Genomic DNA, 23,437 nt, shown 5'->3' on the forward strand with positions numbered 1-23,437 from the left:
GAGTAATATCAATTTAATCCAAAAAAATAATCTAAGGTTGGTCCTAAAAGGGATCATTCTTAGATTATTTTTTATTATGCTGTTTTGGGAGTAGCCTGAACCCAGTTTTTAAGTAGGTAGATGTTAATAATTGAAACAACGATAGTAGTAAGGATTAGATAAATAAACGATAGATAGAAGTTAGCATCAGACGTAGCTTGAGATGAAGCAAAAATCATGGTAAAGGAGTTTGTTGCTAAATTACTTATTTTACCTAATCCGTATACAAGAATAATGATTAAAACGACTCGAGAAATGCGTTGAATATTTATTGGTAGAAAATCACTAAAGGTATTCGTTAGTAAGTGAACTAAACTGACTGAGCACCAAATGAAGGTTGGGAAAATCAATATGATTCCAGCCCCTACTGCATATTCTAAAAAACTACCATTATTCATGATTGGAAGAATTTTGACAAAACTAGTAGGACCCATAATGAACGTTAGTAGAACTACCAGAATTTCAAAGTAAATCCAACTAAAAAAGTTTGTAAGTACATTACCGATATATAGCTTAGTTTCCGAAAGCGGTAAAAGTCGGTAGAGGGGAGCCGTCCAAACCCGTTCTTGTTTAACTGCTAGAATAACGGCCAGTACCAATGAGGCCAATACACCGAAACTAAAGCTAAACATTAACCAGTCGGTTATTCTAAGTCCATGAATTAAGGTTTGGTAGAAACAAGTGACTAGGGTAACTAGTAGATAGATGCCAAAGACCTTATGAATAAGATTTACTCGGGTTTTCAACATTGTTTTCGTTAATTGTGAGAAAGTGGTCATCTTAAAGCTCCTCTCTATAAAAATCTTCGTAGTAAGTTTCAATATCTTTACCAAGGGTTTCACGAATAGTGTCTGCGGCCTCTTGTGCAGCTACATGTTGGTCCTTAATAATGACGACTTGATCGAGCAGGTTAGCAATATCACCGACATGATGATCGCTGACTAAAACCGTCGCATTTTCAGGCTTCCATTGAATAATACTGGAGATGATTTTTTTGCGAGTCATACTGTCAATCCCGTCGAAAGGTTCATCTAATAGGTACAAATCAGTTTGACGAGCAAGCGTAACAGCAATTACTAACTTGCGGAAATTCCCTTTAGAAAGTTGATTAACACGTTGGTCAGGGCTCAAGTTGAGATTTGAAAGTAATTGGTTGAAAGTGGTGAGGTTGAAATCTTCATATAAAGCATCGTAAAAATTACCAATTTTGAAAATACGAGGATGGCCCGACCAGCCACCGACTTGTTCGGTAAAACTAACTAAAGATTTGCGAACTGCGCTATTGGTTTCTGTATTAATGGAAATAGAATTTTTACGATCAATATAATTTCCAGCAATCAAACGCATTAACGTCGTTTTACCAGCACCATTGGTACCCAACAAGCCTACAATTTGCCCGTACGGAAGCTCTAAATTGAGGTCTTTTAGGATTAATTGGAGATTACGAGAATAGCTTAAATGATTAATTGTTAGTAGATTAGCCATGATGCGTTTCCTTTCTCTTGTTCACGTATTCAGTTAATGCTTGAATCATCTCGTCTGGGGTCAGTTGGAGGCTGGCTAGGTGATCGTACATTAAAGAAAGTTGTTCTTCGACAATATTTTTGCGTAAGTTGTTCAAAATCTCTGGATTAGTAGTTACAAAATTACCCTTCCCGCGCTGGGATTCCAAAACGCCTTCACTGATTAGCTCTCTTAATGAGCGTTGAACCGTGTTGACGTTAACGGCCAAGTCTAATGCTAGCTGCCGAACTGCTGGAACTTTAGATCCTGGGGTCAGGTGGTTAATAATAATTTCTTTATAGATGTATTGTTTTATTTGGTAATAAATTGGAATCTTATCATCAAACTTCATAACTTTCCTCCTTTGTGTACTAGTTTTCTAATACACTATAACTTCTTTTGGGAGATTTAGCAAGAGTTAACTAAAAATAATGAAAGGATTGCATAACTACGAGCATAACTATGATAAAATTAACGGGTATAGTGTCGAAATAAAAAATCGGGAGAGTAGCCATGTTTTGTCAAAATTGTGGTAGTAAGAATAAGCAGGGTGCTAAGTTCTGTTCTAAATGTGGAACGACGTTGCGCACCAGCCAGTCCCAACCTGTAAAGGTTGATAAATCAGTTATTTCCGAAGTTCAACCGCAAGCTGAAACAAAAGTTAAAACAAATTCTGAACTTCAAAATGAAGTTGGAACACGTAGTGAAAAGTCACACGGGCCTAAATGGTGGATGTGGGCAGTTCCACTGATACTAGTGGTTTTAATCGGCGGAGGATTTTTTATTTATAAAAATAATCAATCTACAACTCAGCCAGTAAGTAGTTCAGTAGCGGATAAAAGCAGCAGTTCGAGTTCATATTCCGCTCCTTCGAAAGCTTCGAAAAAATCAACCATTGATTTTCCAAAGAGTACCATCCAAGGTACGATTGACGACGCTTTTGGAGATATGAAGGGTGAAACTTCTGTATACGTTTCACCGACAGATTCTACTGAAGAAGTTGTTTCTAACAGTAAAGCGCAACGAGCAGCTAGTAATATCAAGCTATTTATTTTAATCACCGCTTATCAGCAAGTTAATGAAGGTAAATTGAACTTAAATGATAAGTACACTTTAAAAGATTCCGATAAGGTCGACGGAACAGGTGAAATCCGTAATATGAGTAGTGGTTCAGAAATTTCAATGCAAGATCTACTAGAAGATATGATGGAAGACAGTGATAATACCGCGGCTAACATCGTTATTCGTCAACTTGGTGGGATGGACAAAGTTAACGCTCAAATTAAGAAAATTGGTGCTAAAGATACCAAGCTTGAACGAATGTTGATGGATACAGACGCCCTTAAAGATGGAAAAGATAACTACACATCAGTTGCAGATTTAGGGATGGTCTTAAAGAAAATTTACAATCATCAGATGGTATCAACCAAGTATGACAATGCCATGCTAGATATTTTAAAGAAGAATAATAATCATACAAAATTACCGCATGATTTACCGGAAGAAGCCACGGTTTATAACAAAACTGGGGAGTTTGATGACTATGGTGTTGAGAATGATGCAGCTATTTTCGGTAATAATAAAGGCTCTTTCGTCATCGTGGTGATGTCACAAGATGGTAGTCGTGATGAACAGATTAAGAAGATGAATAGCTTTGGATCGGTTATGTATGACGGATTATTAGGATAATAAATTTGGAGGATGTTAGAAATGAAATTTTGTACTAATTGTGGAGCACAACTAGAAGCCGAGGATAAATTTTGTACGAGTTGTGGAACTGCAGTGGCAGCAAATACTGCGTCAGCTACTACAGAAATCCCAGAAAATAAAATCAATGTCGACAAGGAAGCTGTAAACGAACGTGTTCAACAAACTAAGCAATATGCGCAAAACTATTGGAATTGGGTAAAGACTTCAATTCAAAAACCGTTTGAAACTCAAAATGATGCTCATCCATTTTATGGAATGACAACGTTCATCTTATTTTCTATTATCGGTGCCTTATTCGTCGTAATTCCAGGAGGACAAATTTTTGGTAAGTTTAGCGAAACTACTAGTCACTATGGCGTTAATACGGAAAGTATTATGGATAATCCCTTCACCATTGGAATGTTCTTTAAACTATTAGTAGTTATCGCTATCATTTACGCTTTATACATTGTCATTGGTTATCTAGTTGAAAAACTTCTTAGTACAGAAGACAGTGAAACTTCAGTCATTGAGTATACCAACAAATTTGCTCATTTTATTAATTACACACTTATTTTCTCGGTTGTGGCTTTAGTGATAACTATTTTTAGTACTCAAACGATTGTTAACAACCTGAGTGAAGGTCGTACAGACCTTGGAAGCCTTAACTTGGTAGTTGGATTACTCGCCTTGGCTTCTCTAGGATTTAGTACAGGATTTTTAGCGACTTTCTTTGATAAAAATGTGAAATATAAAATTGATCGAATCTATGTGGTAGTGATTGCTCAATTGGTCGTTTCACTAGTTATTTATATTTTAGTTCGTTACATGATTGTTCCAAATGCTGAAAGTTATGCTACAGGCCTCTTTGGTAGTGTATTCAGTACTTTCGATAATTTATTTTAAAGTATCAAGGCTTGGTGGAAGTTAAAAACTTTCTCTAAGCTTTTTTATTTAGAGGGATAATGTTTTTATTCTTAAGTTAAAAATGGTATAAAGGTTTCGTTAGAATTATTGAAAGAAGGCAATTAAATGTGTACTAATATTGAAATTACGGCTAAAAATGGAGAGCATTTTTGGGGGAGAACCATGGATTTAGCTTTACCAATGTTTGGCGAAGATCCAGAACACGACTTAGGAGCCCGTGGAATGATTACAACGATTCCAGCTGGCGTTGATATTGACAGCCAACTTGCAAATTGGCAAGCAGACTATGCTGCCATGGGGATTGGTATAGGTGGAACGCACATTTTATTTGACGGGATTAACGAGCATGGATTAGCTGGTGACCTTCAAGTATTATTTGAGAGTACCGCCGATACATTGGAAAATATTCAACAACGGCAACAGGTTCCAGTGATGAATACAGAATTCGTAACGTACGTATTAACGCACTTTAAGAGCGTTAAAGAAATCCGTGAAAACTATCAAAATTTCGCGGTAGTGGATCAACCTACAATGCTTAATGGTCATTCGATTTCATTCCCACTTCACTATAGCTTTGTTGATGAGAGTGGCGATGGAGTGGTGCTCGAGCCTGTAGATAATGGCTCCTTCAAACTTTATGATTCAGTGGGAGTGGTCACTAACAGCCCCGAATATAACTGGCACACTGTTAATTTACGTAATTATATTGCTTTAAATGAACTTAATATCAAACAACCTAAAACCTATAAAAATGGGGTAACATTAAATCCGATTGAAGGCGGAACGGGATATGGCTTAACCGGCTTACCAGGAACGTATACATCACCCGATCGTTTGGTGAGAAGTTTTATGGTTGCTAATTTAATGGATGATTTTGAAGCCGAAGATGGGATTGCTCAACTTTATGCAGCTTTCCGACCGGTTATAATTCCACGAGGGATGGAGCGCAACACTTCAGAAGACATTTTGTCAGATTATACGCGTTATTGGTCAGGATATGATTTGAAACAACGCAAAGTTTACATTCAAACTGGTCGAGGACTGGCTATTACAGCTAAGTGTTTAAATCAAACAGCCACTACCATTAGTTTTGATGAGGTTGACACTGGAAACTATATTCATGAAATTTAATTGAATATAAAATTGCACCCAGAGTTCTCATTCTCGGTGCAATTTTTTTGTACAAAAAAGACCTCCAACGAGGTCTTTAGATTATTTATTTTGGTCTGGATGGAACCATTTGCTAGAAACCAATGCTACAACATCATTTAAGAGATAGAGGCAGTAAGTGAAGAATAGTACCCAAACAGGATGACCAGAAAGAGCTGTCATACTCCAAAGCGCAATACTCATAATAGATTGAGCAAGCCAGAAATAATAAGTTGAACGGAATCGACGAACAGTTAAAACTGCTCCTGTTAATCCTAAAGTGGCACTCAATGAATCAATAATAGGACGTGGACTAGTCAAAATAATGGTGTCTAATCCGTAAGTTAAGGCCCAGAAAATTAAGAAAGTGATTATCGTTTGAACGATATATTTCCCAGACATTAAGCGTGGAACGAGGCCTTCACTGCTATTCCAGTGTTTATTGAAAACCACGGGAATATCTAATAAAACGATGTAAGCTGCTTGCATGATTACATCACTAAAATTACCAGTAATTGTAGCAACGTAAATCAACATGATTGCGGACACAAAACCTAAAATCCCGTTAATGGGTTTTCCATTAGTGATACTTAGGGTACATGTGAAGCCGATCACGCCGGCAATAGTGGATGTAATTCCTAGTGCATTAAGGTTGTGATATAAACCGGTAACTAAGAGAAATAAAACTCCAAAAGTTAATAAAATGTAGCTAGAAGTCATCCAACCCGACATTTGGTCTTTGTACCAATGAAGGTTGAAAACCCGCATTGGTGATTCGGGATTGTAACTAAAATCTGTGTCTTGTGTACTCTGCAAAATAATTCCTTCTTTCTATGATTTGTATTAGCCCGGTAGAAAGGTGATTCAGGCTGAAAAGGTTGCAAAAAAAAGTAGTACTAAACTAGTATACGCTCCTTAAATGAGGGATGCGAAGGTTTCTTTGTGTCCATTCAAGGGGGTTAAATAGTATTTTAAAGGGTAAATAGGATTAGGACGGAGCTTATTGAGAATTTCATTTTGGAAAATGTATTAAATTTTTTTGTTAAACTTCCAAAAGTAAATTTAGAAACTAAAAATCGAAAAATTTGTACAATAAAAATATTTTTATGTACAAATGGAAAAACGTTACAAACCTTGTTAAATCCAATAATACATGGCGTTGATGGTTTTGATTCTTAAAAGTAAGTATTGACGCAAAAAAACATATGATGGTATGCTACGTGTGTTAAAAAATACACATCATTGATAAGTGTCAGGATTCATAATGCGTTGGCTGTATAAAATTTATATTTTGTGTAAGGGCAGTGGAGGAATACATGTCAAGAAGAAAGCTGTTAAATGCTAATGAAAAAAAGCATTATAAAATGTATAAAAGTGGAAAACAATGGTTTTTTGCTGGTATGGGAGTAGTTGCAGGTTTATTTGGCGCGGGTAGTGGAATGACGGTTAGTGCTGATGAAAAACCGGGGGTCAGTTTAGATTTGAGTCAATCTGAGGATTTATTGGCGACTCAAACGAGTGCGACGATTCCTGGTTCAACCAGTACAAGTAGTTCATCTACTGGAGAAAGTACGTCAAATAGTACAAAAGCAGTAGATTCAAAAAGTACTAATGCTACTACTGATGCAAAATCTGAAACACAAAGTAATAGTAGTGCCAAAAGTACCTCAGCAGATAAAAATTCGGCTAGTCAAAAGACTTCAGAAAGCACAAGTCTTTCAACAAGTGCAAGTACCAGCCAATCTAAAAGCTTAAGTAGTTCATTGAAAGAAGCTCAAACAAAGAGTACATCTAAGGATGCAACTAAAGTAGCTGATAATCAACAAAGTAAACAAAAAGATGGTAAAGAACAGAAAAATGCAAAATCAGATGCTAAGCAAGATGTAAAACAAACCGCTAAAGATGATAATGTGAAAACCAGCCAATCTACGGCGTCTTCATCTACTGCATCAAATCAAGGAAGTGAGCATGCTCAAATTAATGACAATATCAGTAGTTTGAGTAATAGTACGTCAGGAAGTATTACTGAAAGCGCTAGTGGTTCCTTAAGTGTGTCTCTCTCTAATTCGTTATTTGTAAGTGATTCTCGTAAACGGGATAAAGACTCGGCTTCAAATAGTCAAAGTCTTGCAAAATCATTGTCTAATGCAAAAGCTCAAGCTGAGAATGCCAGTGTTCAAGGTGTTAATGATGCCACGCAGATTGTAACTTACACAGACGAAAATGGAAAAGAGCTAGCACCATCAGAGACTACGTTGCACAATTCGGGAGAGAAGCCAGATATACCAGGACCAAAGAAAATTAAAGGATATGTCGTAGATACCAGCAAATCCGAAATCATAAGTAATGGTGCTGCGGTACCTTTCTCACTTTACTTACAACTTGGAAAGTTTAGCTCAATTGAAGAACTGCTAGACCTGATAAACTCCTCCGACGCCTATCCAGTAGGAACGGTTGAAATTAAATACGTTTATAAGGTATATAACAGTAAGATCAGTATTACTGGTAAGAACGGGGCAACAACTACCGGAAATCCTCTCGACATTGCTAGTTTGGTAAACTCAATTACCAACGCGGATGGTTCAAAGGGTGATATCAATAATGTTACTTCACCAGATTTAGATCAAGTAGATTGGAATAAAGGTGGTACATACACCGTTACGTTGAACTACTTTGATCCTAGTACTTTAGAAACTGCAACGACTACTGTTACCGTTACAGTCGAAGATAATTCAGCAAGTACTAGTACTTCAACATCATCATCATTGTCAAACAGCGTCTCGAAGAGCGACTCCATTACTAGTGATTCAACTTCAAAAAGTGCATCAACTAGTGGTTCGACTTCCACATCAGTATCAGGTTCGAAGTCAGTGAGTCAATCGATTTCAGCTTCAAAGAGCACGTCAACTAGCGGCTCAACGTCCGTATCGGTATCGAATTCGAAGTCAACGAGTGACTCAGCAAGTCGATCAGTATCAACATCAAAGAGTACGTCAACCAGTGGTTCGACATCCGTATCAAATTCGAAATCAACGAGTGATTCAGTGAGCCAATCGATTTCAACATCGAAGAGCAATTCAGCATCTGCATCAGGATCAGTTTCGGACAGTGTGTCGAAATCGAAGAGCGATTCTATAACCAGTGACTCGATTAGTAACTCAATTTCAACGTCCGTGTCAGGCTCGAAATCAACGAGTGATTCAGCGAGTCAGTCAATTTCGACATCGAAGAGTACGTCAACTAGTGGCTCAACGTCAGTGTCAAATTCGAAATCAATGAGTGATTCGGTGAGTCAATCGATTTCAACATCAAAGAGTACGTCAACCAGTGGTTCAACATCCGTATCAAATTCGAAATCAACAAGTGATTCGTTGAGTCAATCGATTTCGGCATCAAAGAGTACGTCAACCAGTGGCTCAACATCCGTATCAAATTCGAAATCAACGAGTGATTCAGTGAGCCAATCGATTTCTACATCGAAGAGCGATTCAACATCTGCATCAGGATCAGTTTCGGATAGTGTATCGAAATCGAAGAGCGATTCTATAACTAGTGACTCGATCAGTAACTCAATTTCGACGTCTGTGTCAGGCTCGAAATCGACCAGTGATTCGGTGAGTCAATCGATTTCAACATCGAAGAGTACGTCAACTAGTGGTTCAACGTCTGTATCAAATTCGAAATCAACGAGTGATTCGGTGAGTCAGTCAATTTCGACATCGAAGAGCGATTCTATAACCAGTGATTCCATTAGTGACTCGATTTCAACGTCTATATCCGATAGCACATCGACAAGTCATTCAACATCTGATTCAGTATCGACATCAAATTCAAACTCAGATTCGAAGAGTAAGTCGGAAAGTCGCTCGACCTCAACATCTATATCGGATTCAATTTCGGATAGTAACTCAAAGAGTACATCAGAAAGTCGCTCGACTTCGACATCTAGTTCTGATTCGAAATCAGATAGTGCATCAAAATCAGATAGTATTTCGAAGAGTGATTCTATAACAAGTAACTCAATTAGTGAGTCAATCTCAACGTCAAATTCTGATTCAAGCTCGAAGAGTGATTCCAAGAGTACATCAGAAAGTCGCTCGACTTCGACATCTGTATCGGATTCAATTTCAGACAGTAACTCAAAGAGTACATCAGAAAGCCGTTCGACCTCGACTTCTGTATCGGATTCAACTTCGGATAGTACATCGACAAGTCATTCGACATCGGATTCAGTATCGACATCAAATTCAGATAGTAACTCAAAGAGTACATCAGAAAGTCGCTCGACTTCGACATCCATTTCTGACTCGAAATCAGATAGTGCATCAAAATCAGACAGTGTTTCGAAGAGCGATTCCATAACAAGTAATTCGATTAGTGAATCAATCTCGACGTCAAAATCAGATTCAAGTTCAAAGAGTATGTCAGACAGTCGTTCGGCATCGACGTCCGTATCGGATTCAACTTCAGATAGTGCGTCAACGAGTCACTCAAAATCTGATTCAGTATCAACATCGAACTCAGATTCAAGTTCAAAGAGTGACTCAGTAAGTACGTCGGACAGTCGCTCAACCTCGACTTCTGTATCTGATTCAATTTCGAAGAGTATGTCAGATAGTCGTTCAACTTCGACATCAGTTTCTGATTCGAAATCGGATAGCGAATCAAAATCAGATAGTATTTCGAAGAGCGATTCCATAACAAGTAACTCAATTAGCGAATCAATCTCAACGTCAAATTCTGATTCGATTTCAGACAGTAACTCGAAGAGTACATCAGATAGTCGTTCAACTTCGACATCTATATCTGATTCAAAATCAGATAGTGCATCAAAATCGGACAGTGTTTCAAAGAGTGATTCTATAACGAGTGATTCGATTAGTGAATCAATCTCAACGTCAAATTCTGATTCGATTTCAGATAGTAACTCGAAGAGTACATCGGACAGTCGCTCAACTTCGACGTCTGTATCTGATTCGAAATCAGATAGTGCATCAACAAGTCATTCAACATCTGATTCAGTATCAACGTCAAATTCGGATTCAAGTTCAAAGAGTGATTCAGTAAGTACATCGGATAGTCGCTCAACTTCGACCTCCATATCTGATTCAACTTCAGATAGTGCGTCAACGAGTCATTCGACATCGGATTCAGTATCGACATCAAACTCAGATTCAGATTCGAAGAGTACATCAGACAGCCGCTCAGCTTCGACTTCAGTTTCTGATTCGAAATCGGATAGTGCATCAAAATCGGACAGTACTTCAAAGAGTGATTCTATAACAAGTAACTCGATTAGTGAGTCGATCTCAACGTCAAACTCGGATTCAAGTTCGAAGAGTGATTCCAAGAGCACATCAGACAGTCGTTCAACTTCGACCTCTGTCTCCAATTCGATTTCAGATAGTAACTCGAAGAGTACATCGGACAGTCGTTCGACTTCAACATCTGTATCTGATTCAACTTCAGATAGTGTGTCAACAAGTCATTCAACATCTGATTCAGTATCAACATCGAATTCAGATTCAGATTCGAAGAGTGCGTCAGACAGCCGCTCAACTTCGACCTCTGTCTCCAATTCGATTTCAGATAGTAACTCGAAGAGTACATCGGACAGTCGTTCGACTTCAACATCTGTATCTGATTCAACTTCAGATAGTGTGTCAACAAGTCATTCAACATCTGATTCAGTATCAACATCGAATTCAGATTCAGATTCGAAGAGTGCGTCAGACAGCCGCTCAACTTCGACCTCTGTCTCCAATTCGATTTCAGATAGTAACTCGAAGAGTACATCGGACAGTCGCTCAACTTCGACTTCTGTCTCAGATTCAACTTCAGATAGTGCATCGACGAGTCATTCGACATCGGATTCAGTATCGACATCAAACTCAGATTCAGATTCGAAGAGTACATCAGACAGCCGCTCAGCTTCGACTTCAGTTTCTGATTCGAAATCGGATAGCGAATCAAAATCAGATAGTACTTCGAAGAGCGATTCCATAACAAGTAATTCGATTAGTGAGTCAATTTCAACATCAAATTCGGATTCAAGTTCGAAGAGTGATTCCAAGAGCATATCAGATAGTCGCTCGACCTCGACTTCTGTCTCAGATTCAACTTCAGATAGTGCATCAACAAGTCACTCGACATCTGATTCAGTATCGACATCAAAATCAGATAGTAGCTCAAAGAGTACATCAGATAGTCGCTCAACTTCGACATCCATTTCTGATTCGAAATCGGATAGTGCATCAAAATCAGATAGTATTTCGAAGAGTGATTCTATAACAAGTAATTCAATTAGTGAGTCAATCTCGACGTCAAAATCAGATTCAAGTTCAAAGAGTGATTCAAAGAGTACGTCAGAAAGTCGTTCGGCCTCGACTTCTGTCTCAGATTCAACTTCGGATAGTATATCGACGAGTCACTCAACATCTGATTCAGTATCAACTTCAAATTCAGATTCAAGTTCGAAGAGTGATTCAAAGAGTACGTCAGAAAGTCGTTCGGCCTCGACGTCCGTATCGGATTCAACTTCAGATAGTACGTCAACGAGTCACTCGACATCTGATTCGGTATCAACATCGAACTCAGATTCAAGTTCGAAGAGTGCGTCAGACAGCCGCTCAACTTCGACCTCTGTCTCAGATTCGATTTCAGATAGTAACTCGAAGAGTACATCGGACAGTCGATCAGCCTCGACTTCTGTCTCAGATTCAACTTCAGATAGTACATCAACGAGTCATTCAACATCTGATTCAGTATCAACATCGAACTCAGACTCAGATTCGAAGAGTATGTCGGATAGCCGTTCAACTTCGACATCTATATCTGATTCAACTTCGGATAGTACATCGACAAGTCATTCAACATCTGATTCAGTATCAACATCGAATTCAGATTCAAGTTCAAAGAGTGATTCAGTAAGTACATCGGATAGCCGTTCAGCTTCGACTTCTGTCTCAGATTCAACTTCGGATAGTACATCGACGAGTCATTCAACATCTGATTCAGTATCAACATCGAACTCAGATTCAAGTTCGAAGAGTGATTCAAAGAGTGCGTCAGACAGCCGTTCAACTTCGACATCAGTATCTGATTCGACTTCAAATAGTACATCGGCAAGTCACTCAACATCTGATTCAGTATCGACATCGAACTCAGACTCAGATTCGAAGAGTATGTCGGATAGCCGTTCAACTTCGACATCTATATCTGATTCAACTTCGGATAGTACATCGACAAGTCATTCAACATCTGATTCAGTATCAACATCGAATTCAGATTCAAGTTCAAAGAGTGATTCAGTAAGTACATCGGATAGCCGTTCAGCTTCGACTTCAGTATCTGATTCAACTTCAGATAGTGCGTCAACGAGTCACTCAACATCTGATTCAGTATCAACATCGAACTCAGATTCAAGTTCGAAGAGTGATTCAAAGAGTGCGTCAGACAGCCGTTCAACTTCGACATCAGTATCTGATTCGACTTCAAATAGTACATCGGCAAGTCACTCAACATCTGATTCAGTATCGACATCGAACTCAGATTCAAGTTCGAAGAGTGATTCGATAAGTACATCAGAAAGTCGTTCGGCATCGACCTCTGTCTCCGATTCAACTTCAGTAAGTACATCGGACAGTCGCTCAACCTCGACTTCTATATCTGATTCGACTTCAAATTCAATTAGTGATGGTAATGGATCAACTTCTCACGATAACCACCATGGTAGTGGATCGGAAAGCAATAGTGAGTCAGGTAGTCAAAGCACATCGGATTCACAGAGTATTTCAACTAGCATTTCCGATAGTACTAGTGATAGCAAAAATAGTGGATCGGCTAGTCAAAGCATTTCTACATCACAAAGTAAATCCACGAGTGCTTCAATAAGTACTTCTCAGAGCGCTTCAACTAGTGTAAGTTCATCGCACAATGGAGCATCTTCACAGAATGATGACAACGGAAAGGGTACAACTAATGGTAATAGTGAGGTAGATCAACAAGGAAATGGGCAAGGAAACGGAGGTACTGGTAGCTACAATCAAGAACAAAACTTTGAAGCTACGGATACTGAAGTTGTAAGAACAACTGCTCAAGTTAAACATCAATCTACGGTTGATTTGAACGATGCTAGTCAAAACAGTCGTCAACAATCTCGTCTCCCTCAAACTGGCGAGACTGATAACAGCGGATGGACCTGGTTAGGTACAACATTGCTAGCGTTAGTAGGTTTGGGCAAGAAACGAAAAAAAGATAACGAAGATTAAATAACATTTAATCTAAAATAAAACACTCAACATTAGTTAAAAACTGATGTTGAGTGTTTTTGTGTTAAGCGGCTAATGAATTTAAGAATCTATTTTCCAGAATGGGTAGTCGCTAATTGATGAAGATCATCTATTTTATCTTTCAAATGATCCATAGATTGGGTTAGTTCGATCAAGGTGGTTTGAGTTTTAGCCAGCTGTTCTTGGAGAATAGCTAATCGCTCAGGTATGGTTTCATCGCCTTGTTCGTAAATATTAATGAAATGCTGTATTTGTTTTAAAGACATTCCACATTTTTTTGTGCATAGAATAAAATCTAGACGCTCAAGGTCACGATCGGAATAGTCACGGATGCCGTGGACACGTTTAACAGGACCTAATAATCCTTCGTGTTCATAGTAACGGAGGGTGGGACTTGAGATAGAAAATTGTGTGGCAACTTCTTCGATTTTCATTGTAAAATCCTCGCTTGACTTAAAGCTTACTTTAAGGAGTAAACTATGGTTATAAAAGTGATATTAATAGCTATCAGTCTACACTAAACGTGTGATTGATGAAAATGGTGGTTGTAAAATATTCTAGATTGGAGTGGGTGGATTTTATGACAAACGAATCAATGCAATATGCTAAATTAGGAAAAACTGATATCGAAGTTTCAAAAATTTGTATTGGGGCAATGAGTTTTGGACAACCAGGGACGATGCATGATTGGACACTAGATTACCCGGAAAGTGAAAAGGTGATTCGACATGCTTTAAATCTTGGAATTAACTTCTTTGATACGGCCAATGTTTATTCCAAAGGAACCAGTGAAGAATTTTTAGGGCGCGCATTAAAAGAAAATAATATTGCACGTGACCAAGTTGTGATTGCTTCGAAGGTTTATCTCAATGAAGGACGGCTTTCAAAAGATGCAATTAACCGTGAAATTGATGGCACGCTCCGTCGTTTAGGTACAGATTACCTTGATTTATATATTATTCATCGCTTTGATTACCAAACGCCGATTGAAGAAACTATGTCAGCCTTAAATGATTTAGTAGTGGCTGGTAAAGTTCGTGCAATTGGGGCTTCAGCAATGTATGGATATCAATTCTACAACATGCAACAAGTGGCTAAGGATCATGGTTGGGCTCAGTTCCAAACTATGGAAAATCACTATAATTTACTATATCGTGAAGATGAACGCGAATTAATTCCTATTTGTCAGCAAATGGATGTTTCTCTAATGCCTTACAGTCCACTAGCGGCTGGGCATTTGAGTCGTCGAACCTGGCAAACGGATACTTTGCGCAGCAAGACTGATCGGGTGGCCATGGGAAAATATGATCGAACAGAGGCTGAGGATATCAAGATTGTTAAACGAGTTGGTGAATTAGCCGATCGCTATGACGTTACCATGTCGCAAATTGCGTTAGCTTGGCAATGGGCCAAAGGGGTAACAGCTCCTATTATTGGTTCAACGAAGGCCAAACATTTAGATGATGCAGTAGCTGCTTTATCGGTTAAATTAACAAATGATGATGTTAAATACTTAGAAGAAATGTATATTCCCCATCCAATTGTAGGTGCGGTTGCGGAAAATCCAGCAGCAGGAACTGTATTAGTAGATGAGAAGAAATAAGTTAATTTGAATTAATCAAAAATAAAAACGGCTGTCAGAAGTAATTTCTGAGGGTCGTTTTTTCAGATTTAAACAGTTTTAATTTAAAATATATTTAATTCACAAAAATATTTTATGATTAATAAGTAATTAATAACCCGTCAAATATGTGTAATAAGCTAATTTTTACGATGAAAAAATGTAAAATTAATAGTACAATATACTTGAAGCGCATTAAATCTTAACACCCAATAATTTAACGGCTAATAAATGTAACAGCTGCATATATTAGATTGCTTAAAATAATTATAAACATGATACTAGCAGCAATCTTTTCTGTTGTAGCACGTTTTGTTTTTTTAGTAGTTGGTGGTTGTTGCAAACTTTTTTCATAGTTAAGCTTTTTTTTAACATCTTGATTAAGTAGACTATCTTTTTTAGGAAAATTATTTTTATCGATAATGTTATCTCCTTCCTTGTTTGAAGACTACACCTAGATTAAATCAATTTTTTTATAAAAAGTAAACAGAATATTGTAAAACAGTAAAATGAAAAACAATATAATATACAGAAACGATAAAAACAGGGGTAGGAAAATGGAATTTAATTTGGATAACTTTCGCTTAAGAAAGTATTCGAAAATCACAAAAAAAATTTTAGCACTAGGTAAAAAATACCAGACTTTAACGGATGATCAGTTACGTATAAAAACGGAAACGCTGAGAAATAAGCTGGTAAAAGGTGCTAGTTTAGATTCTATACTAATTGAAGCCTACGCCACCATCCGTGAAGCAGATTTTCGAGTTTTAGGGTTGAAGCCCTTTGAAAACCAGGTTTTGGGAGCCGTGGTGCTCCATTATGGGAATGTGGCACAAATGAATACGGGAGAAGGTAAGACTTTGACCGCTACCATGCCCTTATATTTAAACGGTTTAACTGGCCCAGGAAATTTTTTAGTTACGGTTAATAGTTATCTAGCTAACCGAGACGCAGAAGAGATTGGTAAAGTTTATAAATGGATGGGATTAACCTGTGCCTCAGGGGTGAGTTTAGACGATGAAGAATTGGATAAAAAGGCTATTTATCAAAATGATATCGTTTATACCACTAATAGTGAACTGGGATTTGATTATTTAACCGATAATTTAGTCGATAATATTAATAAAAAGAAATTAAATGATTTGAATTTCGCTTTAGTCGACGAAGTAGATTCCGTTTTACTGGATTTAGCGCAAACCCCGTTGGTCATTTCAGGAGCCCCTCGGGTCCAATCCAATCTGTTCGTATCAACGGATCGGATTGTTAAAAGTTTAAAACCAAATGTAGATTTTGAATTTAGTGAAGACTTGAAGGATGTCTGGTTTACCCAAACCGGTATCGAACAGTTGGAAGAGTATCTAGGAATCCAAGGTTTAATTTCGGATAAGTGGTCGGACTTTTACCGCCATTTAGTTCTAGCACTAAAAGCTAACTACGTTATGAAACGAAATCAAGACTATATCGTAACTAATAGGGAAGTCCTGTTGCTAGATAGCGAAAATGGGAGAGCCTTAACGGGGATGAAGTTAGAAGCCGGAATTCATCAGGCTATTGAAGCAAAAGAGGAAGTTGAACTTAGTGACCAAACGCGATCTATGGCTTCGATTACGTTACAAAATTTTTTCAAGATGTTTCGGAAGTTATCGGGCATGACTGGTACGGCTAAGTCTTCTGCTCGTGAATTTTTAGAGGTTTACAATTTGCCAGTTTTAAAAATTCCAACTCATAAACCTAACATTAGGATTGATCATGCAGATGTTGTCTTTGCGACCATGGATGAAAAAATTGAAGCAACCGTTCGGATGGTTAAGGCAGCGTATCAGATCAAGAGACCGGTCTTGTTAAAGACGGGTTCGCTGTCTTTATCCAGACTCTATTCGCGAGTACTACTGGAACATGGCATTGTACACAATGTATTAAATGCTCAAAGTGAATCTAAAGAGGCGATGATAGTGGCTAGCGCTGGTAAATCGGGCGCGATTACGGTTGCTACATCAATGGCTGGGCGCGGAACCGATATTAAATTGGGTAAAGGCGTCAAAGAAAAGGGCGGTTTACTGGTAATTGGTACGGAACGCATGGATAGTCGGCGAGTTGATGATCAACTACGGGGACGCGCCGGCCGGCAAGGTGATCCTGGGGAAAGTATTTTTCTAGTTTCATTGGACGATAAGGTTGTTATTGAAAACGCACCAGATTGGGTAGAAAAATATCGTTTAAAGCTTGAACAAGCCGTGGAGCAAGGTAAACGCAAATATGGCGCTCCACTAAAGGGACGCCGCGCTAGAAAAATTGTCGAAAAGGCTCAACAAGCGGCTGATTCAGCAGCTGAAGAAAGTCGAAAAAATGCGGTAAAGATGGATGATATTTTACGAATTCAAAGAGAATTAATTTATGATTTTCGCGATTATATTATGAAATCAACCGATTTGACCACAATGGTTCAACAAATTAAAAATGATTATTTTAACGCGATTGCTAGAGAGAATAAAAAAGATGCTGGAAAATTATTAGATTTTATTATCAATAATGTTGATTACAACTACATGGATAACGATTTCAATCCTGAGATTTTAGAAAGTACCGCTGATATAAAACAATATCTTGAAGAGATAGCACGTAATCGATGGAGCCAGCAACAAATGATTGTTAATAACAAATTTAAACAAAACTATTTAGAACGATTGGCCGTTCTAAAAGCCTTGGATGTAGCCTGGATTGAGCAAGTAGATAACTTACAACAACTAAAAACGGTTGTAACGAGCCGCTCGTCTGGTCAACATAATCCGGTTTTTGAATATGAAAAAGAGGCCATGCATTCATTTGAACAAATGAAGAAGTTATTCTGGAAAAATACAGTTAAATATATGCTGTTGTCAGAATTAATACCTGGTAAAAATGGATCAGTTAGGGTGGAATTTCCATGAAGAATAAATTTATCCATAGTGAATTGTTTTCGAAGGTTTTATTTACTTTGATGATGGTAGTTTTAATGGAATTAGGTCGTCAAATTGTAATTCCATCTTTAGATTCATCCATGAGTCGTCAAGTACTAGAGGCTTCACCACTTTTAAGGAATTTATCAGCCTTAACTGGGGGGCAGGCGAATTACCCTTCCTTATTTTCAGTTGGATTAGGCCCATACATGACAGGGATGATATTATTCCAAGCTATTCAGCTCTTAGATATTGATGAGCTAAATAAGATTAACGATTATAAACGAGGAATGATTCAACGTTGGATTTCATTTGTCATTGCCCTGCTCCAAACTCTGCAGTTTATCTATACGATTCGTGAACATATTAATTTTTCAGGAATTAAAGTGTGGGGAATTGATTACAACTTAATTGTGGCATTTTTTGTTTTAGTTGCAGGAGCAATGATTGTAGCTTGGATGTCAGATATGATCACTAAATATGGAATCGGTGGATCAGGAGTTTTAATTTTGCCAGGAATGATTGATAGTATTCCGCGAGTGCTACTTTATGGACAAGGTTTAGGCTCAGGAGCAGTATTTTTCACACCTAAATTATGGCTGGTCCTAATAATTTCAGTAGCAGTAGTAGTAATTTTTACGATATTTATCAATAAAGCTGAATTACGAATTCCGCTTCAGCGACCTTTTGTTCAAAATGATTTTTCTGAATCGTATTTACCAATTCGAGTACTAGCGGCAGGTAGCATGCCCTTCATGTTTACTACCACGGTATTTATGATTCCAAGCTATATTGGTTCTTTTGTTCCAGAAGGCGAATTTAATCGATTTGTTCAAAATTATGTGGCATTTGATAATCCCGTTGGAATCTTGATTTACTGTAGCATTATTGTCTTTTTAGGCTACGTGTTTAGTTTTATGAACTTTCAAACAGAAAGATTAACTAAGAATTTAAAGAAATCTGGTGACTACATATTTAATGTCGTTCCGGGAACTGCAACCAGACATTATCTAAACCAAAGATTGTTTCATTTGAGTACGGTTGCTAACATCTTCTTTTTAATTATCGTCGGAACACCACTAATAGTAGGGCTTTACCTACCAGAAATTACTAACTTTGCTTTCGTCTTTGCTAACATCCTCATTTTAATTACCATCATTGATACAACGATGGATCAATTTAAGACGATGTATCTAAGGATGCACTATGATCTTTTATAGAAAGCCACGGGGGAACTAACTAATGTTTTATATTATGCCGGCCTGGGAGAATGAAGTCAGCGAATTAAATCGGGATTTACTAAAAAATCTGACTAATGTATTCGTTGGTGGTAAAAAAAGCGTGAAGCTCGCGGTGTTAAATTTTTTACCCAACCTAAGATATCTTTTACATGTCAATGGATTAACTAATTATGAATACTGGAACATTTGGGATGCGATTTTGGGGATAGAAAGAGTTGATGGAATGCCACTAGGACCAGAAGCTTTAGACTTACCTCAAGGGGTTCGTTTAATCAATGCTATGACTTCAATGGATGCCTATGAGGGATCTAAATTATATGCCCGAATTATTAGAAGTTCTGAAGGATATCTTAGTGAGGTTCAGTTTATGAATCCTCAAAATCGCCATACCGATGTTTATGACGATCGTGGATTCAAAGTATGCACTAATTATTATGAAAATGAAGAAGTAGTCCGACAAGAATGGTTCAATGAGTGCAATCAACTAATTGTTCGTTATGAACCTAAGGCCAAGGTGGCTGTTCAAATTCTAGGTAATTATTCTAATTTCGAGAAAAGGCAGTATAAAACTTTAAACGAACTATTAATGGAATTTGTAAATTCATTTTTTGAAGAGCACTTTGATCCCACTCAGGACCGGTTAATTGCTAGTACTAACTTAAAGATTAGGCCGCTGATGGTCGAGATTCAAAACCGGTTACCAGTAACTTATTTATTGGACCATCTGGGCCCTATGGATACTACCACCGTGGAAACATTGCAACCTCAAATTCAGGGAGCTTTTAAATTTGTGGTTCCTAACTATGTGATATTCCAACAAATTAAATCTAGCGTAGCTGAGCCGGCTCAAAAGGTTTTAAAACTAGGTTATCCGTACGGAACTGAGAATCGACTTGGAAACAGTAATGAAGAAAGTAAAATGTTTATTTACTGGCATATAGATGAATCAACTAATGATACGACGTGCTCGCAGTTTGCGGAAAAGCTTATTGATTATTCCTTAGAACACGAAAATGTTGGTTTACAAGTAGCAGCGCTTAATGATCGTCAAGCTAATCTCGTTTTTAATTATCTGTGCCAAGCTCTTAAAAATAAATATACCTTTTTAGATCTGGAGCAAGACCAAGACTTAATTTGGAAGATTGTGTTTGGTAGAGAGGACACAGATGCAATTGGAAAGCTATTAATGCAGTTAAAATTTCGTTTAGGCATGAATTTGAAGCATGACCCGGAGACCAATCCGCAAAAATTAGCGGATTCCGCTCGATTTAAAAAGATTAACTGGAAAAAGGTAATGGAAGACATTACTGAAACGATCATCCGCGTTAATTCACGAGACAATGAAATTTATCGCAATTTAGCTCGATCACGGGTGTTGGTCGATGTCGGTAGTCCATATAATACTAGAATGCAATTTAATGCGATTAGCGCCGGTATTCCACAGATTGTTAACGTTGATAGTCCGTTCATTATTAATAGAAAGAATGGATGGATTATCAATGAAAAACAGAGTCTCAGCCAAGGGTTAGATTTTTATCTACAAGAGCTGGGTAATTGGAATAAATCCTTAGTTGCGACAACTAAGTATATGGAACAACTAACACTTAAGCGCCAAGCCGACTGGTGGGAAAGAAGAACTAAGTATGAAAAATAAACTCATTCATTTAGGTTTGCCAATACCAGGGTTGTCTGAGCAACTGAAGGAGAATTTTGACTATATTGATATCCCATTTGAAAAACTTTGGGAACCCAACGCAAAAAAAGGACTTCTTTTTATAAAAGGAAAATTAAATCCCTTATATTTGAATGCTTTATTTTTAATCACCCAGGATGCTTATTTAAAGGAAACCGAGTTATTAAAAAAGTTGCCTGGAAATAAAACATTAATTGATAACACATTAACACTTCCCTTAGCCAGTCAAAATATATTGGAATTAAAAAATGCACAATTTATTGAAGTTGGTGATATAAAAGCCCTGGTTAAGGACCTTAACCAAACTTTCTATAGTGGTCAGTGGGGATTCAAGTTTACATTCGATAACATTCAATTTGAGCCTTATTTTAAGGGTAGAATTGAACAGCTTGGTCATAATTATATTAGATTTATCGATCAAAATATCCAAGCATATCAAAAAGTTGCTAATTGGGGTGGACCGTTGGGAGTGGCGGGAAACACGCTTTGGGAAATTCGAATAGAATTTAAACGCCAAAACCCAACTACTGATGTGCGCCTAGATGTGTCGATGATTAACCCTTATACCAATGAAATATATTATTCACAAAGTTTTGAAAATGACCAGCTAAATGAAGTGTTGCCACTTAAGGTTAGCGAACAAGGGGCATATATTTTAGTGGAACTATTTATTAAAGGTAACAAGGTTGAATTAGATGTCGGACAGATTTCATTAAGAAAAGCCCGTGATGGACGGGGAACACTATTAGTCGGCGAAAAAGAAATGGTCGATGACCAAGCAATGAATGAGCAATTATATTATTACTTTGATCCAGGAGATTTTAAGCCTCCCTTGGTTGTTTATTTCAGTGGATTTCGTTTAGCTCTAGGAGTAGAGGGAGCTAACATGATGAGAGCGCTTGAAGCACCAGCATTGATCTTTGGGGAGCAACGGATCTTAGGGGGATCTTTTTACGTTGGCAGTAAAAAGTTTGAACAGGAAATTGTACGGATTATTCAAACCACTTTAAAAAAGCTCGGGTTCACTGCTAATCAATTAGTTTTATCCGGATTATCAATGGGAACGTACGCTAGTTTATATTATTCGTCGTACCTTAATCCGGAGTGGGTAGTCGTGGGTAAACCGTTGACTAAGTTAGGCGATATAGCAGCAAATGAACGAATTAATCGTCCCGATGCTTTTCCAACGTCTTTAGATGTTTTATTGAAACTTACCGGGGGGATTAGTAATGAAAATATTGAACAAGCCAATAATATTTTCTGGGATTCATTTAGAAGCCATGACCACTCCAAAACTAACTTTGTAATCACGTATATGAAAGAAGACGATTACGATAGAAATGCGTTCGATGATCTATACCGATACCTGCACCAAAATTCACCTAAGTCGCGGATAATTCATAAGGGATTAACTGGACGACATAATGATGATACTAACGGGATTGTTGAGTGGTTCTTAATGCAGATTCGAAATATTTTAACATCCAAGTATGGACGGAATTTTAAACTAGGAGAGACTACGGACGATGAATAGTTCTTATGTTGTAATGTGGCCCATGGCGACCAATGGAACCTACAATTACGGTTCTACAATTAGTTATGAAAAAGGTTTAGTTAATTTTAGTAATAGTCAAATGAGCCCAGGTGAAGCAATTTCAAGTTGGAAATCAAAGCAAGACTTCGATTCCAATAATGCTCAATTTAACCAATTACCTTTGCTAAAGGAAGGTGAACAATATCATATTGTGGTTAATGCAGAAGTAATTCCTAGTAACTCAGTCCAGGTTCAAATCAATTTTTTGGACACGTTGGGGGAAACTATTGATGGTATCACCACCCTAAGTTTGGATGATTATTTTGAAGTCCCCTTGGGAACCCAAGCTTATGATTTAAACTTAATTAACTTAAATAATCAAGGCCTAACGTTTAAAAATATCGTCATTACTCCACGAGATACCAAATTTGAAATTGAAACTTTTAGTAGTGGTACTTTTCGAATGGTTAGTATCTGGGATAAGGAAGAAGATTTCTTCGAGGAAGTGCCGGTTTACATTCGAAATCGAACTCTGAATATGGGATCGTACATTGGTCAAAATCAAGCGTTAAGACTGTACATCGAATTTGATAGTAGGAGTCTTTTAACGGAAACAGAGCTTCAAAGTGAACTCCAGCTAGCCATTCATGATTTAAAAGATATGGTTGAGGGACGTAATTTAGCTTTCGATGCTTTTGCTCCTGACCCAGTAAGTCTGGCAAAAAATGATGAAAAAGTAATGTTAGTGGAGAAAACTGCAAGTATCGAGTTAGCAAAAATCTTGCATTATTATCGAGGGCAATCTTTCTAATAA

General features: G+C 37.6%; 15 protein-coding genes. 10 read left to right on the forward strand and 5 right to left on the reverse strand.

The window, feature by feature from the left end; genetic code table 11:
- Nucleotides 1-74: 74 nt before the first annotated feature.
- From HFC68_RS04655 to HFC68_RS04665, 3 genes are read right to left on the reverse strand one after another with little or no spacing between them, the layout of a single operon-like run.
- Nucleotides 75-818, reverse strand: coding sequence for a hypothetical protein (locus HFC68_RS04655; protein WP_011672796.1), 744 nt, complete (start codon nucleotides 816-818; stop codon nucleotides 75-77).
- A 1-nt stretch (nucleotide 819) separates the two neighbouring features.
- A complete protein-coding gene (locus HFC68_RS04660; protein ID WP_002834232.1) occupies nucleotides 820-1,524 on the reverse strand; it encodes an ATP-binding cassette domain-containing protein in 705 nt (234 codons plus the stop codon).
- Complete coding sequence (locus tag HFC68_RS04665; RefSeq protein WP_002834231.1) at nucleotides 1,517-1,894, reverse strand: GntR family transcriptional regulator; 378 nt, start codon at nucleotides 1,892-1,894, stop codon at nucleotides 1,517-1,519. Before HFC68_RS04665 ends, HFC68_RS04660 begins: the two co-directional genes overlap by 8 nt.
- Nucleotides 1,895-2,055: 161 nt before the next feature.
- Here HFC68_RS04665 and HFC68_RS04670 point away from each other — a divergent pair, with 161 nt between their 5' ends.
- From HFC68_RS04670 to HFC68_RS04680, 3 genes are all read left to right on the forward strand, one after another.
- On the forward strand, nucleotides 2,056-3,231 hold the full coding sequence (locus HFC68_RS04670) for a serine hydrolase (RefSeq protein ID WP_011672797.1): 1,176 nt from the start codon (nucleotides 2,056-2,058) through the stop codon (nucleotides 3,229-3,231).
- Between the two features lie 21 nt (nucleotides 3,232-3,252).
- The gene (locus HFC68_RS04675; protein ID WP_011672798.1) at nucleotides 3,253-4,137 is read left to right on the forward strand and encodes a zinc ribbon domain-containing protein; all 885 of its coding nucleotides are present in this window, start codon (nucleotides 3,253-3,255) and stop codon (nucleotides 4,135-4,137) included.
- Nucleotides 4,138-4,263: 126 nt separating this feature from the next.
- Nucleotides 4,264-5,289: a linear amide C-N hydrolase gene (locus HFC68_RS04680; RefSeq protein ID WP_011672799.1), complete on the forward strand. Its 1,026-nt coding sequence runs from the start codon at nucleotides 4,264-4,266 to the stop codon at nucleotides 5,287-5,289.
- An 81-nt stretch (nucleotides 5,290-5,370) separates the two neighbouring features.
- Here HFC68_RS04680 and pnuC read toward each other — a convergent pair whose 3' ends face one another.
- On the reverse strand, nucleotides 5,371-6,123 hold the full coding sequence (pnuC, locus tag HFC68_RS04685; RefSeq protein ID WP_011672800.1) for a nicotinamide riboside transporter PnuC: 753 nt from the start codon (nucleotides 6,121-6,123) through the stop codon (nucleotides 5,371-5,373).
- Between the two features lie 500 nt (nucleotides 6,124-6,623).
- On the opposite strand from pnuC, the gene HFC68_RS04690 reads away from it, so the two are divergent.
- Nucleotides 6,624-13,577, forward strand: coding sequence for a KxYKxGKxW signal peptide domain-containing protein (locus HFC68_RS04690; protein ID WP_167399702.1), 6,954 nt, complete (start codon nucleotides 6,624-6,626; stop codon nucleotides 13,575-13,577).
- Between the two features lie 89 nt (nucleotides 13,578-13,666).
- On the opposite strand, the gene HFC68_RS04695 is transcribed toward HFC68_RS04690, so the two are convergent.
- A complete protein-coding gene (locus HFC68_RS04695) occupies nucleotides 13,667-14,032 on the reverse strand; it encodes a MerR family transcriptional regulator (protein ID WP_011672802.1) in 366 nt (121 codons plus the stop codon).
- Nucleotides 14,033-14,193: 161 nt separating this feature from the next.
- Between HFC68_RS04695 and HFC68_RS04700 the strand changes: the two genes are divergently transcribed.
- The 6 genes from HFC68_RS04700 (at nucleotide 14,194) to asp3 (ending at nucleotide 23,434) form a co-directional block, all read left to right on the forward strand.
- Complete coding sequence (locus HFC68_RS04700; RefSeq protein ID WP_167399710.1) at nucleotides 14,194-15,201, forward strand: aldo/keto reductase; 1,008 nt, start codon at nucleotides 14,194-14,196, stop codon at nucleotides 15,199-15,201.
- Between the two features lie 575 nt (nucleotides 15,202-15,776).
- Entirely contained in the window at nucleotides 15,777-18,146 is a 2,370-nt protein-coding gene (gene secA2 / locus HFC68_RS04705) for an accessory Sec system translocase SecA2 (RefSeq protein ID WP_011672804.1), read from the forward strand.
- Nucleotides 18,143-19,375, forward strand: a complete 1,233-nt coding sequence (locus HFC68_RS04710; protein WP_011672805.1) for a preprotein translocase subunit SecY — start codon at nucleotides 18,143-18,145, stop codon at nucleotides 19,373-19,375. Before secA2 ends, HFC68_RS04710 begins: the two co-directional genes overlap by 4 nt.
- Before the next feature lie 22 nt (nucleotides 19,376-19,397).
- Complete coding sequence (asp1, locus tag HFC68_RS04715; RefSeq protein WP_011672806.1) at nucleotides 19,398-21,050, forward strand: accessory Sec system glycosyltransferase Asp1; 1,653 nt, start codon at nucleotides 19,398-19,400, stop codon at nucleotides 21,048-21,050.
- Nucleotides 21,040-22,623, forward strand: coding sequence for an accessory Sec system protein Asp2 (asp2, locus tag HFC68_RS04720; RefSeq protein WP_011672807.1), 1,584 nt, complete (start codon nucleotides 21,040-21,042; stop codon nucleotides 22,621-22,623). Before asp1 ends, asp2 begins: the two co-directional genes overlap by 11 nt.
- Nucleotides 22,616-23,434 (forward strand): accessory Sec system protein Asp3, encoded by an 819-nt coding sequence (gene asp3, locus HFC68_RS04725; protein WP_011672808.1) that lies wholly within the window; start codon nucleotides 22,616-22,618, stop codon nucleotides 23,432-23,434. Before asp2 ends, asp3 begins: the two co-directional genes overlap by 8 nt.
- Nucleotides 23,435-23,437 lie beyond the last annotated feature (3 nt).

Source organism: Pediococcus sp. EKM201D (assembly GCF_011800215.1).
GTDB classification, from domain to species: domain Bacteria; phylum Bacillota; class Bacilli; order Lactobacillales; family Lactobacillaceae; genus Pediococcus; species Pediococcus pentosaceus.

Coding starts and splice junctions, on each gene's coding strand:
- HFC68_RS04655 (WP_011672796.1), bottom strand. CDS start 818: ATGACCACTTTCTCACAATTAACGAAAACAATGTTGAAAACCCGAGTA.
- HFC68_RS04660 (WP_002834232.1), bottom strand. CDS start 1,524: ATGGCTAATCTACTAACAATTAATCATTTAAGCTATTCTCGTAATCTC.
- HFC68_RS04665 (WP_002834231.1), bottom strand. CDS start 1,894: ATGAAGTTTGATGATAAGATTCCAATTTATTACCAAATAAAACAATAC.
- HFC68_RS04670 (WP_011672797.1), top strand. CDS start 2,056: ATGTTTTGTCAAAATTGTGGTAGTAAGAATAAGCAGGGTGCTAAGTTC.
- HFC68_RS04675 (WP_011672798.1), top strand. CDS start 3,253: ATGAAATTTTGTACTAATTGTGGAGCACAACTAGAAGCCGAGGATAAA.
- HFC68_RS04680 (WP_011672799.1), top strand. CDS start 4,264: ATGTGTACTAATATTGAAATTACGGCTAAAAATGGAGAGCATTTTTGG.
- HFC68_RS04690 (WP_167399702.1), top strand. CDS start 6,624: ATGTCAAGAAGAAAGCTGTTAAATGCTAATGAAAAAAAGCATTATAAA.
- HFC68_RS04695 (WP_011672802.1), bottom strand. CDS start 14,032: ATGAAAATCGAAGAAGTTGCCACACAATTTTCTATCTCAAGTCCCACC.
- HFC68_RS04700 (WP_167399710.1), top strand. CDS start 14,194: ATGCAATATGCTAAATTAGGAAAAACTGATATCGAAGTTTCAAAAATT.
- secA2 (WP_011672804.1), top strand. CDS start 15,777: ATGGAATTTAATTTGGATAACTTTCGCTTAAGAAAGTATTCGAAAATC.
- HFC68_RS04710 (WP_011672805.1), top strand. CDS start 18,143: ATGAAGAATAAATTTATCCATAGTGAATTGTTTTCGAAGGTTTTATTT.
- asp1 (WP_011672806.1), top strand. CDS start 19,398: ATGTTTTATATTATGCCGGCCTGGGAGAATGAAGTCAGCGAATTAAAT.
- asp2 (WP_011672807.1), top strand. CDS start 21,040: ATGAAAAATAAACTCATTCATTTAGGTTTGCCAATACCAGGGTTGTCT.
- asp3 (WP_011672808.1), top strand. CDS start 22,616: ATGAATAGTTCTTATGTTGTAATGTGGCCCATGGCGACCAATGGAACC.